Origin of the sequence: uncultured Pseudoalteromonas sp. (assembly GCF_963922945.1) — a bacterium.
Taxonomy (GTDB): Bacteria; Pseudomonadota; Gammaproteobacteria; order Enterobacterales; family Alteromonadaceae; genus Pseudoalteromonas.
The window spans coordinates 1-17,999 of sequence record NZ_CAWUKC010000077.1 but is presented as its reverse complement, the minus strand read 5'-3'; the positions used below and the strand labels follow the sequence as shown (position 1 = coordinate 17,999).

The window sequence follows — 17,999 nt, the reverse complement described above, 5'->3', positions numbered from 1 at the left end:
CCTAATATACTGTTAACTACTCATACGTTATTGTAATGGCTTAATTATATAACTGGCTTTAGGCTTTGCCCGCTGCTAATAGCTTTAAGTTCAGTCTAAAAAATATGTATGTTTAATCTTAAAGGCCACTTCGCGATAAAAAACAGCGCGCAATAAAAAACCGCTCAATTGAGCGGTTTTATTTAGCGTTAACTCTATTACGGCAATGCGTCTAGATCTGCGCCTTCTTTTTCGATGACCTCTGGTATTAAATCTTCTTTACTTACACCCATGGTAATAGCTACCGAGCTTGCAACGTAAACTGAAGAATAAGTACCAATAAACACACCAAATAAAAGGGCAGTAGCAAAGCCGTGAATGGTTTGCCCGCCCCACACAAATAGTGCAATCAATACCAAAATAGTGGTGATTGACGTTACAAGTGTACGGTTAAGTGTTTGCGTTAACGAGATGTCGATAATTTCAATCGTGTCATCGATGCGTACTTTACGGAAGTTTTCACGAATACGGTCAGATACCACAATAGTATCGTTAAGTGAGTAACCAATTACCGCCAATATGGCCGCTAAAATAGTTAAATCAAACTCTAACCCTAATACAGAAAACAAACCCACTGTAATAATTACATCGTGAAGTAGTGCGCCTACCGCGCCCACAGCAAAGCGCCATTCAAAGCGAAATGCCACGTAAATCAAAATACAAATAAGCGCAGTTAACATGGCAAGGCCACCCTGCTCTTTTAAGTCTTCCCCTACGCTTGGGCCAACAAACTCAATACGGCGCATTACTACACTTTCATCAGCTTGCTTTAAGGCTGTAATAACTTGGTTACCAATAACTTCGGCTTTTACTTCGCTACCGCGCGGCGCTAAGCGAACCAAAATATCTTGGCTAGAACCAAACAGCTGCACTGAGGCATCAGCAAAACCGTTTTCAGCTAATACTGAGCGTACTTTTTTCAAATCTGCAGGTTGCGAAAAACCAACTTCTACCGCGGTTCCCCCGGTAAAATCTAAACCAAAGTTTAAACCTTTGATAAAAATAGAGGCAAACGACGCTAAAATTAATAGCGTAGAAAAACCCATTGCCACTTTACGAAGTGACATGAAACGTAGGGTTTTACCACCCAAACTTAAAATTTGCATGTTCGCTCCTTAAATTGACAATTTATCAATTCGCTTACCGCCAATAAATAAGTTGATTACCGCGCGGGTACCAACTATGGCTGTAAACATTGAAGTTAAAATACCAATTGCCAGCGTTACGGCAAAACCAGCAATAGGACCAGTGCCCACTGCAAATAAAATCACCGCAGCAATTAAAGTGGTAATATTGGCATCAAAAATAGTACTAAAGGCGCTATCGTAACCAAAATGAACGGCTTGTTGAGGGCTGCGGCCATCGGCCAGCTCTTCACGAATTCGCTCAAAAATAAGAACGTTAGCATCCACCGCCATACCTACGGTCAATACAATACCTGCAATACCTGGTAGCGTTAATGTGGCACCTGGAATTAGCGACATTACACCTACAATCAGCACTAAGTTAGCGGCCAGTGCAACATTGGCAACTAAACCAAACCCTTTGTAGTAAATAAGCATAAAGGCAAGTACAAACACAAAGCCTAGGGCGACAGCAGTCATACCGGCTTCAATGTTTTCTTGGCCTAGGCTTGGACCTACGGTGCGCTCTTCAACAATTTGAATAGGTGCAACAAGTGCACCGGCGCGTAATAATAAGCTCAAGTTATGGGCTTCGGCTGGATTATCAATACCTGTAATGCGGAATGAGCGATCAAGACGAGCTTGAATGGTTGCAACGTTAATCACTTCCTCTACTTTAATAGGTGGAAGTGCTTTTCCGTTAGCGTCTGTTTTACCCGAAGGCTTGTATTCAATAAATACTGTAGCCATGCGTTTACCAATAGCACGCTTGGTGAAGGCATTCATTTTAGCTCCACCTTTGCTATCAAGCGTAATACTTACTTGAGGGCGTTGGTATTCGTCATTTCCTGATTGCGCACCAGTAATATGGCTTCCTTCAAGGATAATGCGTTTTTTAAGTACTACAGGGTAACCGTCGCGGCTCATGATCATTTCTGTGCCCGCAGGTATGCGCCCTTGAGCAGCCGCACTTGGGTCCGCGTTTTCATCTACTTCACGAAATTCAAGCGTGGCCGTTGCACCTAAAATTTCTTTGGCGCGTGCTGTATCTTGTACACCTGGTAATTGCACAATAATGCGCTCAGCACCTTGGCGCTGTACATTAGGCTCTGCAACACCTATTTGGTTAATACGATTACGAATAATGGTTTCGTTTTGCTTAATAGCGTAGTCACGTATTTCTTTGAGTTTTTGCTCACTCATAGTAGCAAAAAATGCGCGGTCGTTACTGCTATCATCTATGTATACGTTTAGCGGGTAGCGTGATGATAAAAAGCGTTCAGCGGCGTCTTTGTCTTCTTCGGTACGCATTTCTACACGCATACGTTCAGATCCCGCTACACGGCGAACACTTCGGTAACGAAGCTTTTCTTCGCGTAAATCGCTACGAAAATCTTGTTCCATTTGCTCTAGCTGATTGTCTACCGCGGTTGCCATGTCGATTTCCATGGTAAAGTGAACACCACCACTTAAATCAAGACCTAGCTTCATCGGATTACCACCCAATGACTTTAACCATGCAGGTTGCGCGGGTGCCATATTAATAGCAGAGATATAATCGTCGCTAAGAGAATTACGCAGTAAATCCTGCGCTTTTAGTTGTTCTTCAACATTTTTAAAACGTACTAATACTTGGCCGCCTTCAAGCACGGTAGACTTAGCAGTTACGTTATGTTGTTTTAGGGTTGCGTTTACTTTGTCTACTACACTGAGATCGACATCTGCGCCTTTTGCCCCCGAAACTTGTATTGCCGGATCACGGCCATACAAGTTTGGAGATGCATATAAAAGACCAATGGCTACCACAGCTAAAACAAGTAAATACTTCCAAAGTGGAAACTTGTTTAACACGGGCGTGTCCTTTTTGTTTTTATAATGACTTCATTGTGCCTTTAGGCAATACAGCAGATACAGATGCTTTTTGTACTGTTACTTCAGCTTGCTCGTTTAAAGAAATTACGATGAAATCTTTATCTTCAGCAATTTTTACGATTTTACCTACTAAGCCGCCTTGTGTAAGAACTTCATCGCCTTTAGCCATCGCGCTCATCAGGCTTTTATGCTCTTTAACACGCTTAGCTTGTGGGCGGTAAATTAAAAAGTAAAAAACTAAACCGAAAATTGCTAACATAATTAGCATTTCCCAACCACCACCTGCAGCAGGTTGACCAGCAGCGGCGTGTGCGTTTGAAATAAATAAACTCATAATACTTCCTCTATATTTTTAAATTTTAATTTATATCTGCAAGCTCTGGCACGTCTTGGCCACGGCGAGCATAAAAATCACTAACAAATTCTTCTAGTTTACCTTCGCTAATTGCATTGCGTAGGCCTTCCATAACACGCTGATAGTAACGCAAGTTATGGATTGTGTTTAGTCGCGCACCTAAAATTTCGTTACATTTATCAAGGTGGTGCAAATAAGCACGTGAGTAGTTTTTACAGGTATGGCAATCACACTCAGGATCAAGCGGGCCTGTGTCTGTTTTATGTACTGCGTTGCGAATTTTAATTGTGCCTGTGGTAATGAATAAATGACCATTGCGTGCATTACGCGTTGGCATAACACAGTCAAACATATCAATACCACGGCGAACAGACTCAACTAAGTCTTCTGGTTTACCTACGCCCATTAAGTAACGCGGTTTGTCCGCTGGCATTTTATACGCACAATGATCAAGAATATTCATCATTTCGTCTTTAGGCTCGCCAACCGATAAACCACCGAGTGCGTAACCATCAAAGCCTATCTCTTCTAAGCCTTTTTGTGATTGTGCGCGTAATTCAGGGTACATACCGCCTTGAATAATACCAAATAAAGCAGATGGGTTATCACCGTGCCCTTCTTTAGAGCGTTTAGCCCAACGAAGCGATAGCTCCATTGAGTCTTTTGCTTCTTTTTCGGTGGCAGGGTATGGCGTACATTCGTCAAAAATCATCACGATGTCTGAGCCTAAATCACGCTGTACTTCCATTGATTTTTCAGGCGACATCATAATTTGGTCACCATTTACCGGCGATTGGAACAACACGCCTTCTTCGGTAATTTTACGCATAGCGCCAAGGCTAAATACTTGGAAACCACCCGAGTCAGTTAGAATTGGAAAATCCCAATTCATAAAGTCGTGTAAATCACCATGTTGTTTAATGATTTCTGTGCCTGGGCGTAACATTAAATGAAAGGTGTTACCCAAACAAATTTGCGCACCTGTGGCTTTAACTTCATCTGGGGTCATGCCCTTAACAGTACCGTAAGTACCAACTGGCATAAATGCAGGCGTTTCTATTACACCACGGTCAAAAATCAAGCGGCCGCGGCGCGCTTTTCCGTCGGTGCGGTCTAATTCAAATTTCATATCATCCTCAATGTCGGAAAAACAGTCCAACAAGCTATAATTTAACCGCTCGATTCTACCCTTTTTGCCCCGCTATTACTATTAGCTGCGCTAAATTCACTACGTATTAGCACAGGCAAATAAAAACCCAGCGTGTGCGCTGGGTTTTTAATAAGTGTACCGATTATAAAGGTGTTTATTTACGCGTTAAAAACATCGCATCACCATAGCTAAAAAAGCGATACTTTTGTTCAATAGCGATGTTGTACGCGCCCATAATGTTATCTTGGCCGCTAAAGGCACTTACTAGCATAATGAGGGTTGATTCAGGCAAGTGAAAATTAGTCACCATGGCATCGACTACATTAAACTGATAACCCGGAAAAATAAAAATATCGGTATCCCCAAAATAGCTATTTAATTTACCGCCATGTATTTTTGCTGCCGACTCTAGCGAACGCACTGAAGTTGTCCCCACTGCAATTACACGCCCGCCATTTGCCTTAGTTTGTGCAACAGCCTGTACCACGTCATCAGGCACCTCAATGTATTCTGAGTGCATTACATGCTCATCTACGCTTTCTACACGCACCGGCTGAAACGTACCTGCGCCAACATGTAGCGTAACAAAGGCCATGTTTACGCCTTTTTGTTTTAATGCGGCCATTAGCTTATCATCAAAATGCAGCCCTGCCGTAGGCGCTGCTACAGCACCGGGCTTTTCGCCATATACTGTTTGATAACGCTCGCGATCAGCTTCGGTATCTGGGCGGTCAATATAGGGAGGCAGTGGCATGTGGCCGATTTCGTTTAGTATATCGAGTACATTTTGGCTGCGATCAAATTCAAGCTCAAATAATGTATCGTGACGCGCAACCATGGTTGCTTTTGCTTTGCCTTCTAAAATAACTTCGTTACCAGGCTTTAACGACTTACTTGCTCTTACATGAGCAAGTACTCGGTGCTCATCAACCACACGCTCTACAAGCACTTCAACTTTTCCGCCTGATGCTTTTTGACCAAACATTCGTGCAGGAATAACGCGGGTATTATTAAATACCAATAAGTCACCTTCGTTTACTAAATCAAGAATATCGCTAAACACTTTGTGTTCAACGTTGCCAGTTGAGCCATCTAGGGTTAGTAAACGGCTGCTGGTTCTGTCTTGTTTAGGAAAACGAGCAATTAATTCATCAGGTAAGTCAAAGCTAAAGTCAGCCACGCGCATAATCGGTATTCCACATCATTAAAATCGCGCCAAGTGTATATCTATCCTTTGTTAAGCTCAAGATATCTGCCACAGTTGAGAGGATTCACCCTATTTTAGATACATTTGAGTAACTACTTTAAATAATCTTGTTCTTATTAGTAAATATCATTATTCTTACTGCCTTTGATAATAATGGTTTAGTTATGGGGTTATAAAAAGTGGCAGATAAGCTGAAATTGCTCATTCTAAACGCAAGTAGCGAAGAACGCCGAACTATACGCGCCACTTTAGAATACTTAAACGTATTTGAATTCATTGAAACAGCAGATAGCCAAGAGGCACTCACCCTGTTAAAAAAGCAGCCAGTAAATATGATTATTACTGGCTTGAGCGTTGGAAAAATAGACGGATGGCGCTTTTCTCGTATGATTCGCTCAGGCTTACTTAAAACACCTAAAAATACCCCTATTTTACTTATTCCGCCAATCTACTGTGAGCGTATAGCAGAAACCACCGCTCGCAGTTATGGCATCGATGCAGTACTCCCCTTTGAGCATCAGGATATGTTGCCGCAAGTACTTGCTAATGTACTCTCTACTCACTTAGAAAAAAGTAGTCGCCTTAATTTACTCTTGCTTGAGCCTATTACGCAAAAAGCCGATGAAATCTCAGAGCAGCTTAAGCTCAATTTTGCTATTACCCATGTCACCTCCTGTCAAAGTGCCCTAAACGCCTATAATCAACAGCAATTTGCTATTGTACTGCTTGATGCGACTGCGTCTCGAGCTGATTCCTCAAGCGTTTTAGTGGAAAAAATACTGCAACATAATCCTAAGCAGGCCATCGTAACTATTATTGATAATAACGATGCCGACTATGCAGAGCAGTTGCTTTTGTCAGGTGTGACCGACTTTATAAGACCGCCATACGACCCATCGTTTTTAAACAAAGTGTGTGACCATGCTGCGCGCCGTGAAGATTTTATGGTGAGCTACGCTGAGTTTGCTCAAAAAGTAGAACAGCTAAGTATTAGCGAAGTACGCTACAAAGAGCTTTTTTCGGCGCACCAGCGTATTTTATTGCATTTAAATACGGTAGTTTTAGAGCTCGACCAGCAAGGTAAAATACGCTTTATAAATCCAGCTTGGGAGACACTAAGTGGCTATGGCGTTAAGTCGTCGTTGCAAACATCATTGATCGATTATTGTTCTAATGAATGCCAATTAAAGTTAAATACAACTATTAACGACATACTTAATGGCGGTGCCCACAAACAACAGGTAGAGATCCAACTCAATCATAAAAGTGGTAACCAAGTATGGGTTGAGTGCCGGTTACAGTTAATAGACAACAGCCATAATACAGCCACTATTACTGCCACAATCGATAATATACACGAACGAAAGCAAGCAGAGTTGAAGCTGCGACACTTAGCCCTGCATGATACGCTCACAGGCTTACATAATCGTTATTACTTTGATCAACAACTCAATAGAATATGCCAAACTAAACACACTTATGGCGATGTTGAACACGCACTTATTTATATCGATTTAGATCATTTTAAAATAATTAACGATAGTAAAGGCCATCAACAAGGCGATATAGTACTAAAAGATGTTGCCCAATTATTTGAAGCGAACATTAGCGCTAAACATTTAGTTTGTAGAATAGGCGGTGACGAATTTGCAGTTATTTTAAAAAATACGCAGTTGCTCGACGCGCATCTGATTGCAGAGAGTATTTGTAGCGCGATTGAACAACACGAGTTTAAATCTGAAGACCAAGTATATTCAATTAGTTGCTCCATTGGCTTAACGCAAATAACGGCTAAAAATTGCGACCCCAGTGAGTGCTTAAAACAAGCCGATATAGCCTTATATATTGCCAAAAGCTTAGGCCGCAATTTAGTGCACTGCTACTCAAAAGAGGATGCCCAAAATAACACATTACAAACTGGGCTTGAGTGGGGGCATGAGATCCGACAGGCGCTTCAACAAGACAACGTGGAACTACACTATCAGCCGATATGGGACTTTAAGGCCAATAAAGTGGCTTATTTTGAAGCGTTGCTTCGTCTTAAAATAGACGATAAGCTTATTTTTCCTAATCAATTTATTCCCTCCCTTGAGCTATTAAACGACACTTTTTTGATGGACCAATGTGTTATTCGTAATGCTATTGCGAGCGTTGCTGAACACCCTGATTTAAATCAAGTGGCTATTAACCTTTCTGCTCAATCGTTTTTAGATGAGCGCTTACTGCCACATATAGAATCGAGCCTAGAAAAATACCACGTACCGCCTTCGCGTATTATTTTTGAAATTACCGAGTCGGCCTCAGTCAACAACTTAAAAGCTACCCGTAAAATGATAGAAAAGCTAAACAGTTTAGGCTGTCATTTTTCTATTGATGACTTTGGTACAGGCTTTAGCACATTTAACTATTTAAAACAGTTACCTGCACAGCATGTTAAAATAGACGGCTCGTTTGTACGCGACATGATTAACGACCCAATCGACTTAGCACTCGTTAAGGCTATTAACGATATAAGCCGCTCTCTTGATAAGCGCTCAGTAGCTGAATACGTAGAGAGCGAAGAGATATTTTTTGCCCTGAAAAAAATTGGTGTTGACTACGGACAAGGCTATTTTATTGCCCGACCCGTCCCTGTAGAAAAAGTACAATCGACGCTTAAAATAATTTATCAAAAGAAACCTTTTACCCAACAACACACTAGCGCCAACTAAACATATTTAAACAGTTTTAAGCATTTTATTACTATCATTATTGCGCTTATTGCCTATACTTTACGTACCACTTAGTAAATGTCATGTTATTTTGATGATTTAACAATAAAAACATGACATTACCTATAAGCATACGTGACTAGCAATTAAATACAGTTTAAGCTTGTCAGGTTTAAGGAGGAAGGTATGGCGCAGTTGATCATTTTACTTCTCGTAATACATTGTGTAATTGCGTATCAGTGCTATCGGTACGCGCAGCTAAAGGGCTACCCAGTAGGCGTATTTGCTACTTTAGGCCTACTCCCGTATTTTAATGTAGTAGTGTGGATTTATTTACTTTTTCTACCCGAGCTTGAACCTTTTGAAAGCCAAACACATAGTAAACAGCAGCCCTTATAGGCTGCTGTTATGTTTATTGCTACAGTTTACTTTTAAAAGTAACTAGGGCTCTCCCTCAAAGTCTAAGCTGCATTGGCGAGCCAAAAACACTTCCAGCTGCTGGCTGAATAATTTAAAGTCGCGAATTCTTCCTGTGGTTTTACGCCACAAAATGCCTATATCTCTATATGCATCGCCTTGCGATGGCGTTGCTATCATATTTTTATCTTTAAGAATGCCCGCGTTAATCGCCATTTGCGGTAAAAATGTAACCCCTAGCTGATGCTCTACCATGCTCAATAAAGTGTGTAAGCTGGCAGCTTCAAACGGATTAATACAGCTAGAACGGTTTAAGTGACACGCACTCAATGCATGCCCCGTCATACAATGCTCTCGCTCTAATAAAAATACACTCGCATCGGGTAGTAAGTTAAAGTCTTCAACGCCTTTGGCTGGGCTGTAATCTTTGTGGTGCACTAAACTAAAGTGATCTTTAGCCAATACTTGCGTATGAAACTTCTCTGTTTGATACGGCAAGGCTAATAAGGCTAAATCAATATGGCCGTGTTCAAGCTTATCTAATAACTTATCGCTGGTATCTTCAACGAGTACCAACTCTAAATCACAAAACGTTTGCTTACAAAAGTGATACAAAGGCGCCGCTATGAAGCTTGCGATAGTAGGTATAACGCCTACTACTAACTTACCGCTAAGTGGCGTTAAAAAGCTTTTTGTCAGCTCTTTTAAACTAATTGTATCGTTAATAATTTTACGAGAGCGCTCAACGACCTCTTCACCAATACTGGTAAACATAAGACTGCGATTTTCACGCTCTATTAACTGACAACCCAGCGTTTCTTCAAGGTTTTGAATTGCACTGCTTAAAGTAGATTGCCCAATAAAGCATGCACTTGCTGCACGGCCAAAATGCTGGTGCTGATGTACAGCTAATAAATACTGTAGCTGTTTAATACTTGGTAGGTTGGTCATTTTTTCTTTCCACAAATAAAAAGACCCCAACACCTAGGGCGTTGAGATCTTTTCAAGCTAAAAGTCTTTGAGTACTTTTTTGTTAAACCCCAAACGCGGTTCTTAGTACGTAGAAAATAACAATAGCAAGGGCAGCGCCAACTGGCAACGTAATTACCCAAGAAACTACAATGTTTCTGATAACACCCACGTTAAGTGCAGCAATACCACGCGCCATACCTACACCTAATACCGCCCCCACTAAGGTTTGTGTAGTAGAGATTGGCATACCCGTACCTGATGCAATAACAACAGTAGACGCAGCGGCTAGTTCAGCAGCAAAACCACGACTCGGCGTTAAATGAGTAATACCTTCACCTATGGTTTTAATTACCTTTTTACCTAACACCGCAAGACCAACAACTATACCAAAGCCGCCTAGTGGTAAAATCCACCATGCAATCGCTGCTTTTTTAGCGATTTCACCGTTGTTTTCAACAATGTTTACAACCGCAGCAAGTGGACCAATTGCATTTGCTACATCGTTAGAGCCATGCGCAAACGCCATACAACATGCAGTTAATACCATTAATACCGCAAATACTTTTTCTACGTTATTAAATTGCATTTGTTTATCGGCCTTAGGGTCGATATTTAAACGTGAAATCGCAATTTTACCAATAATCGCTACAATCACAGCAATCGCGATCGCAATTAAATAGCCTTCAGTAGCGCCTAGGTTAATACCTATATGCTTTAAGCCTTTTTTAATGGTTACTAACGCCATAATAAAGCCTGCTAAACCCATGTACAAAGGTACGAAGCGTTTTGCATTTTTAAGCGGTGCATCAGTATCAAAAATTAGCTTTTGCGCACTCATAAATATTAGATAAGCAATAAAGCCCGAAATAGCAGGTGTAATAATCCAGCTACCGACAATACCACCGACTTTACTCCACTGAATAGCCTCTGAACCCACTGCTACCAATGCAAAACCAATGATTGCACCAATAATTGAGTGAGTGGTTGAAACAGGCCAACCTAAAAATGAAGCAATTAACAGCCAAGTACCCGCTGCAAAAAGCGCAGAGATCATACCTAAAACCATTAAATCAGGGAGCGCAGCAAAAGGCGCTGCATCAATAATCCCTTTACGAATTGTTGATGTAACCTCACCACCTGCTAAATAAGCACCAGCAAATTCAAAAATCATAGCAATAATAATTGCTTGTTTTATTGTTAACGCTTTTGAACCTACCGAAGTACCCATCGCATTAGCAACGTCGTTCGCGCCAATACCATAAGCCATAAAAAAGCCGACTGCTGCGGCAATTAAAATTAATACCGTGCCGTAAGATGCAATGATATCCATTGTGTAACCTTAATCTTTCGTTTGAACTGATTTGTATAAATTAACGAGCTAACATCAGCTCAAGACGTGATCCTACGCGCTCTGCAATATCTGCAAGCTCGCCAACCCATTCAATGATTTTATATAAAAACATTACATCTACTGGGTTTAGCTCGCTTTCTACATCACGTAGCTGGCGGCGGACTTTAATTTGCATATCATCCGTGTCTTGTTCAATAGCATCCAATTCTACGAGCATTTTTTCTACTAAGGTCACTTCTCGACCTTTAAAGCCCGTTTCTAATAATTCATCTAACTCATTGATCGCTTTTGATGCTTGTTGAGTCGCATCAACACAGCGTGTTAAGTAAGCTAAAAAGTCCGCTTGCATCGCAGTAGGAATTGTCATTTCACGACCAATTACGCGCCCTGCAATATCTTTCGCTTTATTTGCTATTTTATCTTGTTGAGTTACGAGTTCGAGCAGATCTGTACGCTCTACCGGCATGAATAAGCCACGCGGTAACTGTAAGCGTATATTTCTTTTCATATCATCAGCTTCACGCTCTAAATTACGAATAGTTAAACGAAGCTCTTCTGCTTGTTGCCACTCTTCTTTAAATACGTGGTTAAAAAAAGGTATCAAGGCTTTACTTGCTTGATGAACCTTCTTGATGTGTTCTTCCATTGGTTTGATAGGAGATTTTGCAAACACTCCTAAAAACGCGTTTGTAGGCATAACTGACCCTTTAATCAAATTGATATGCTTTGCAGCATGAATTTTACAGTATTAGCCGCGATTGTGAACGCTTTTTATTATTTCACAGCTGCTAATAATGCATAAAGCGGCACTAAGCCGCTTTAATAAAAAAGAATGATAGATAAAAACCTATAACGATTTTTCTATATCTTCTTGAGATGTATGACGAATATCTTTGCCGTTAACAAAATAAATAATGTATTCTGCAATATTTTGACAGCGGTCACCAATACGCTCTAATGAACGTACAGACCATACTAAATCCATAATTTTAGGTATTGAGCGTGGGTCTTCCATCATGTAAGTCATAATTTGACGCGTGATAGCCTCATATTCACGGTCAACTTTTGAGTCTTCTTTATGCACTTCAAAGGCGCGCTGTACATCCATGCGCGCAAACGCATCGAGTACATCGTGTAGCATTTTTAAAACTTGGCGACCCATGTTTTCGATATTCACTAATAAATCTTGCTGATCTTTTGTGAATGAGTCTAAAGCTACTTTAGCAATGCGCTCTGCTTCATCGCCTATACGCTCTAAATCAGCAATCGTTTTAGCAATCGCTATTACTAATCGTAAATCGCTCGCAGCAGGCTGACGACGCGCAATGATGCGCGTACACTCATCATCAATGCTTACTTCCATCGCATTTACTTTGTAATCGTTTTGGCGAACTTTTTGTGCAAGTTCGGCATCGTTGCCGCTAACAGCATCTAAAGCACTACTTAGCTGCTGCTCAACAAGGCCACCCATATTAAGTACATGGTTACGTACATTTTCTAGCTCTTGGTTAAAGCGCCCAGAAATATGCTTATTTAAATTATGTTCCATAATTACCTTCTCTTTAATTCGTTCACAACACTAAAAAGGGTACGATTAGCCGTAACGGCCTGTAATGTAATCTTCTGTTTTCTTTTTACTTGGCGTTGTAAATAAGGTATTTGTGTCTGAGTATTCAATCAACTCACCCATGTACATAAAGGCTGTTTGATCAGATACACGCGCTGCTTGTTGCATATTATGTGTCACAATAACAACGGTAAATTTGTTCTTTAATTCGTTGATTAACTCTTCAATAACTAACGTAGAAATTGGGTCAAGTGCCGATGTTGGCTCATCAAGTAATAGTACTTCTGGCTCAATAGCAATAGAGCGAGCAATGACTAAACGCTGTTGTTGACCGCCTGAAAGCCCAAATGCACTATCGTGCAAACGATCTTTTACTTCATCCCATAAAGCAGCACCACGCAGTGACTGCTCTACCACTTCATCTAGCTTACGCTTTTCTTTAATACCTTGTAAGCGTAGGCCATAAACCACATTTTCATAAATTGATTTAGGAAATGGGTTAGGGCGCTGAAACACCATACCCACGTTACGACGAAGCGCCGCTACATCTACACTTTTATCGTAAATGTTTTGACCATGTAGCAATATTTCACCATCAATACGACACACATCAACTAAATCGTTCATACGGTTAATACAACGTAATAGCGTTGATTTACCACAACCCGACGGGCCGATAAACGCTGTTACCTGACCTTTTGGAATGTTCATATTTACTTTGCTAAGCGCTTGTTTTTCACCGTAGTAAAGATCAAGGTTTTTGATCTCTAGCGCTTTTTGGTCTTCAGTTAAGTTATCTAAGTCTAACTTCAAGCTTTTATTAGCTTGGTTTACTTGTGGAGCGACTGTAATCATGTTTGTTACCTATAATTCTTTACTAATTAGTGTTCAAGCGATCTGAATTTTTCACGTAAATGGTTACGTATGCCTATCGCTGTTATGTTGAGGGTAATAATCACCGACACTAACAAGAAGGCCGTTGCGTATACCAGCGGGCGCGCCGCTTCAACATTCGGGCTTTGAAAACCCACATCATAAATATGAAAGCCTAAGTGCATGAACTTTCTATCTAAGTGAAAATAAGGGAAGTTGCCATCAAGTGGTAACGTCGGGGCCATTTTTACCACACCGACTAACATTAACGGCGCAACCTCGCCGGCCGCTCGAGCAACAGCAAGTATCAAACCTGTCATAATTGCTGGGCTTGCCATAGGGATAATAATACGCCATAAGGTTTCAACTTTAGTTGCACCAAGCGCTAATGAACCATCACGCACTGTACTAGGAATACGCGATAAACCTTCCTCGGTTGATACAATAACAACCGGTAGTGTAAGAATAGCTAATGTAAGCGCAGACCACATAACACCTGGCGTGCCAAATACAGGCGTTGGCGCGGCTTCTGGGTAAAATAGTTGGTCAAGGCTACCGCCTAACATGTAGACAAAAAAGCCTAAACCAAATACACCATAAACAATAGATGGCACACCGGCAAGGTTAATTACCGCAATGCGAATCATCTTAGTTACTGCATTTTTAGCTGCATATTCGTGTAAGTAAATTGCAGCAATAACACCAAATGGGGTCACAATAACGGCCATCAGCATAACCATAAATACAGTACCAAATATAGCAGGGAATACGCCGCCTTCGGTGTTTGCCTCACGTGGGTCGTCTGATACAAACTTACCTAGCTGTACAAAGTAATGGCCTAATTTTGAGAAAAAGCCCATCTCGTTTGGAAGCCAAACATCAAGTACTTGATAAAGTGGAATAGTAACAACTTCACCGCGCATATCCTTAACCAATACTTGGTCACGCTTCGCTTTATTACGCAGTGCAAATAGCTCTTTTTCAAGTACTGCGTATTCGTTGCGTAACTCGGCACGTGCCTTGGCAAGCTCAGCAACACGCTCATCGGTTAGTTCATCATCAAGCAAGTATGCTTTTTCTTGCAAGCGAAGACGTTCTAACTCGTAGTTGATATGCCCGATGTCGCCATTTTGTAAATCAAGCGCTTCGTCGTTTAAATCAACTGCACGCTCTACCAACTCATGTAAGGCTTCAACTTTATCACCAGTAACTGGCTCTCCATCTTTAATTACGCCTTCTATGTAGCCATAAAAGTTACCATTTTTACTACGCTCAAATACAGCAAGCGTAGACGGAGTGCTTTGCTCAGTAATATCGGTTTCTAATATCCAGCGAAAGTCTAAATCAACATATTCACGGTTACCTGTTTTTATAAGTAAACGCTCAACTTCGTCTTTATTAAAGTTAGAAACATCAATACCTGTGGCGGCTAAGCGCGATGTAGGTACGAGCTCACGATCGTAAACCTCACCAATAATAGTTTGCTTTGAAATAGACCCTTCTAGCTCAAATTGAACGACCTCTGATGGCCAGAAAAAGCTTAGCCCCTTCCACGCTATCATTACTAATAAACCAAGAACTGAAATTAAGCTGATGCTAACCGCACCACCTGTCATCCAAATCCAAGGAGAACCAGACTTAAACCACTGCTTTACCATGTCGTGTCTCTCCACTTACATTGAGCTGTATTTATCACGCAGCTGCTGGCGAACAAACTCAGCAACGGTGTTAAAAACAAAGGTGAATATGAATAATACAAATGCTGCTAAGAACAAGATTCTATAGTGCGAGCTACCCACTTCTGATTCAGGCATTTCTACCGCAATATTTGCTGCTAAGGTACGCATACCTTGGAAAATACTCCAATCCATAATTGGCGTATTACCTGTAGCCATTAATACAATCATGGTTTCGCCCACTGCACGGCCAAGCCCCATCATTACCGCAGAGAAAATACCTGGGCTTGCTGTAAGTAGTACAACACGTACAAGTGTTTGCCACTGCGTAGCGCCTAGCGCTAATGAACCGTTTGAAAGGTGTTTAGGTACACTAAATACGGCATCTTCGGCAATAGAGAAAATAGTTGGAATAACGGCAAAGCCCATCGCAATACCCACAACTAATGAGTTACGTTGGTCAAAGGTCATGCCAAGCTCGTTAGTTAAGTATTGACGAACATTGCCGTCAAAAATCCAAAGCTCAACAGTTTCACTCATTGCAAACGACGCCCAGCCGACAAATAACACCACAGGGATTAATAAAACAGAGTGTGACCCTTCAGGAATTTTATAGCGAATATTTGCAGGTAGCTTAGTCCAAGCTAATGCCGTTGCTAATACACCCAACGGTAATAAAATCACAAGACCAACAATCGCAGGTAAGTGCTCTTCTATTAGCGGCGCTAACCATAGGCCTGCTAAAAAGCCCAATATTACGGTTGGAAGAGCTTCCATAATTTCTACGGTTGGCTTTACCACTCTACGTAACTCGCTTGACATAAAGTAAGCGGTGTAAATAGCGGCAGAAAGCGCAATAGGTACTGCAAATAGCATGGCATAAAGTGCCGCTTTTATCGTACCAAATGAAATTGGAACTAATGAAAATTTAGATTCGAAATCATCGCTTGCCGAAGTAGATTGCCAAATATAGCTAGGTTCTGGATAACCTTCGTACCATACTTCCTGCCAAAGCGCAGACCATGTAACCTCTGGGTGCTCATTATGAACATCTAATACCGTTAGCTGGTTATCGGCTAAAATAAGGGCAGCATTTGAGCGCGGGGCTATAGCAAAGTTTTTAATTTCGCCCTCGCTTACTTTACCCTGCCAAAGTTTTGCCTCACTTGTGGTGTAATACACACCTAGCTCACCGTTACTGCTTGTCGTGAAGAAAGTTCGACGGTAAAACTCAGTAAAAATATTTAGCTTGCTCTGTTTCGTTGTTTCAAACGAGCGAATTTTTTGATACTCGCGACCGCTGTCTGTATTGACTTCAAACCACTGCGATACTTCACCATTATCGTTTGCAAGCATCAGCGAGTTAGCGCCAGCAAGTAGTTGCGCAGACACTAAGTTCGCGTTTTCTTCGTTAGCCGAGAGCAGCTGAATTTGCTCTACTTCGCTTGGGTAGCGTGTATCATAAACATAAATTTGATTGGCAGAGCGCACAAACGTACGTGTGGTGTCTGGCGAAATTAAAAGCTCATCAACACGGCCTTCAATATTTAGCTCAGTGCGTTCAACAACCCATTCCACTTCACCGGTAAACATGTTTTCTTCAGCCTCAAAACTGCTGAATAAAACGCGCTTATCTGCAGTTAATGCAACAACGGCTGTTTTATCTTCATAGTGGCTAAACGCAAAACGCTTAATAGCGACACCTTGCTCATCAACCTCAAGAGCCATTTCGCCAAGGGGGTAATCTAACCGTGGTGTTAACTTTCTTTGATTATTAGGAAATGTAACTAAAAACTTAGGTGCAACAACAACCACTGAGCCATTTTCTAAACCAAACGCGTAATGCCCCTGAAACGGCGCACTGTTTGCAAAGCTTGATGCATCGCTAGGTAGATTAGCGCTTAATGTATCGAGCTTTTTACCAAAGCTGCCATTTTGCACACTATAAAAGTCTACCTCTCCTTGCTGAGAGAGTAAAAATGCAACCTCAGTTTGCTCCTCAACGCCTAAGCCAACAATTTGTTCAGCATTAGCAACATTAAAACTGTTACGTTTTTCTACTTTTGCAGATTCAAAAATTGGCTGTACTACATAAAGAAGGTAAAAGAATATTAATAACAATGCTATTAATACCATTACTCCGCCTGCGGAAATACCCCACTTTGCAAACCGGTCTTTAAATAGACGGCTTCGATCCGTATTCAAAGTCGGCTTATTCGGATTGGAAGTCATCAAAACACCCTTTAATTCTGTCGTTGTATAAATTATATTTCATCAAGATGACAGTAATGTTACAGATGTAATAAATCCCAGCCGCAATACTTTAAATTTTACGCTTGTATTGATTAACAGCTTCTCCTCATTTTTTTTGCTTAGCGCTATCTACATAAAAGCACTAATTCTCATTGAAAAGCCGCCTAAAAAATAGACACATAATTGCGACAACACCTTTAAAAAATAATATTCCATTAAAATAGCTAGAGTGGCACTTTAGCGAATAATTTAACCCATTCAGCGCAGTTACAAGATATTAAGCTTATAAACTGGGAAAATAAAGGCAAAGCACAATAGCAATTAATTAAAAATCGATATAAAATCAACCACAAGTTCAGCGTGAGTTTATATTAGGGCGTGTTGACCTTTGCGGATTGAAATTTGTTCAATCTAGGGGCGATTAAATCGCGG

At 41.1% G+C, this 17,999-nt stretch carries 14 protein-coding genes; 2 read left to right on the top strand and 12 right to left on the bottom strand.

Going from position 1 to position 17,999, the window contains the following annotated elements; all coding sequences use genetic code 11:
• Positions 1-197: 197 nt before the first annotated feature.
• From secF to queA, 5 genes are all read right to left on the bottom strand, one after another.
• A complete protein-coding gene (gene secF, locus AABI99_RS14420) occupies positions 198-1,145 on the bottom strand; it encodes a protein translocase subunit SecF (protein WP_338366588.1) in 948 nt (315 codons plus the stop codon).
• 9 nt (positions 1,146-1,154) lie between these two features.
• Positions 1,155-3,014, bottom strand: a complete 1,860-nt coding sequence (gene secD, locus AABI99_RS14415) for a protein translocase subunit SecD (RefSeq protein WP_338366587.1) — start codon at positions 3,012-3,014, stop codon at positions 1,155-1,157.
• 19 nt (positions 3,015-3,033) lie between these two features.
• Positions 3,034-3,369, bottom strand: a complete 336-nt coding sequence (yajC, locus tag AABI99_RS14410) for a preprotein translocase subunit YajC (protein ID WP_338366585.1) — start codon at positions 3,367-3,369, stop codon at positions 3,034-3,036.
• Positions 3,370-3,394: 25 nt separating this feature from the next.
• Complete coding sequence (gene tgt / locus AABI99_RS14405) at positions 3,395-4,519, bottom strand: tRNA guanosine(34) transglycosylase Tgt (RefSeq protein ID WP_338366584.1); 1,125 nt, start codon at positions 4,517-4,519, stop codon at positions 3,395-3,397.
• Positions 4,520-4,694: 175 nt separating this feature from the next.
• Positions 4,695-5,726, bottom strand: a complete 1,032-nt coding sequence (gene queA, locus AABI99_RS14400; RefSeq protein ID WP_338366583.1) for a tRNA preQ1(34) S-adenosylmethionine ribosyltransferase-isomerase QueA — start codon at positions 5,724-5,726, stop codon at positions 4,695-4,697.
• Positions 5,727-5,926: 200 nt separating this feature from the next.
• Between queA and AABI99_RS14395 the strand changes: the two genes are divergently transcribed.
• Together AABI99_RS14395 and AABI99_RS14390 are read left to right on the top strand one after the other, a co-directional pair.
• The gene (locus AABI99_RS14395; RefSeq protein WP_338366582.1) at positions 5,927-8,458 is read left to right on the top strand and encodes an EAL domain-containing protein; all 2,532 of its coding nucleotides are present in this window, start codon (positions 5,927-5,929) and stop codon (positions 8,456-8,458) included.
• Between the two features lie 186 nt (positions 8,459-8,644).
• On the top strand, positions 8,645-8,857 hold the full coding sequence (locus tag AABI99_RS14390; RefSeq protein WP_024031438.1) for a hypothetical protein: 213 nt from the start codon (positions 8,645-8,647) through the stop codon (positions 8,855-8,857).
• Between the two features lie 42 nt (positions 8,858-8,899).
• Here AABI99_RS14390 and AABI99_RS14385 read toward each other — a convergent pair whose 3' ends face one another.
• The 7 genes from AABI99_RS14385 to AABI99_RS14355 all read right to left on the bottom strand — a co-directional run bounded on the left by AABI99_RS14385 (position 8,900) and on the right by AABI99_RS14355 (position 17,546).
• Entirely contained in the window at positions 8,900-9,826 is a 927-nt protein-coding gene (locus AABI99_RS14385) for a hydrogen peroxide-inducible genes activator (protein ID WP_338366580.1), read from the bottom strand.
• Between the two features lie 82 nt (positions 9,827-9,908).
• Positions 9,909-11,177 (bottom strand): inorganic phosphate transporter, encoded by a 1,269-nt coding sequence (locus tag AABI99_RS14380; protein ID WP_338366579.1) that lies wholly within the window; start codon positions 11,175-11,177, stop codon positions 9,909-9,911.
• A 40-nt stretch (positions 11,178-11,217) separates the two neighbouring features.
• Positions 11,218-11,895, bottom strand: a complete 678-nt coding sequence (locus AABI99_RS14375) for a TIGR00153 family protein (protein WP_338366578.1) — start codon at positions 11,893-11,895, stop codon at positions 11,218-11,220.
• Positions 11,896-12,045: 150 nt separating this feature from the next.
• Positions 12,046-12,747, bottom strand: coding sequence for a phosphate signaling complex protein PhoU (gene phoU, locus AABI99_RS14370; protein WP_338366577.1), 702 nt, complete (start codon positions 12,745-12,747; stop codon positions 12,046-12,048).
• 45 nt (positions 12,748-12,792) lie between these two features.
• Positions 12,793-13,620 (bottom strand): phosphate ABC transporter ATP-binding protein PstB, encoded by an 828-nt coding sequence (gene pstB, locus AABI99_RS14365; RefSeq protein WP_338366576.1) that lies wholly within the window; start codon positions 13,618-13,620, stop codon positions 12,793-12,795.
• A 26-nt stretch (positions 13,621-13,646) separates the two neighbouring features.
• Positions 13,647-15,296: a phosphate ABC transporter permease PstA gene (gene pstA, locus AABI99_RS14360; RefSeq protein WP_338366575.1), complete on the bottom strand. Its 1,650-nt coding sequence runs from the start codon at positions 15,294-15,296 to the stop codon at positions 13,647-13,649.
• Positions 15,297-15,311: 15 nt separating this feature from the next.
• Entirely contained in the window at positions 15,312-17,546 is a 2,235-nt protein-coding gene (locus AABI99_RS14355) for an ABC transporter permease subunit (RefSeq protein ID WP_338366574.1), read from the bottom strand.
• Positions 17,547-17,999 lie beyond the last annotated feature (453 nt).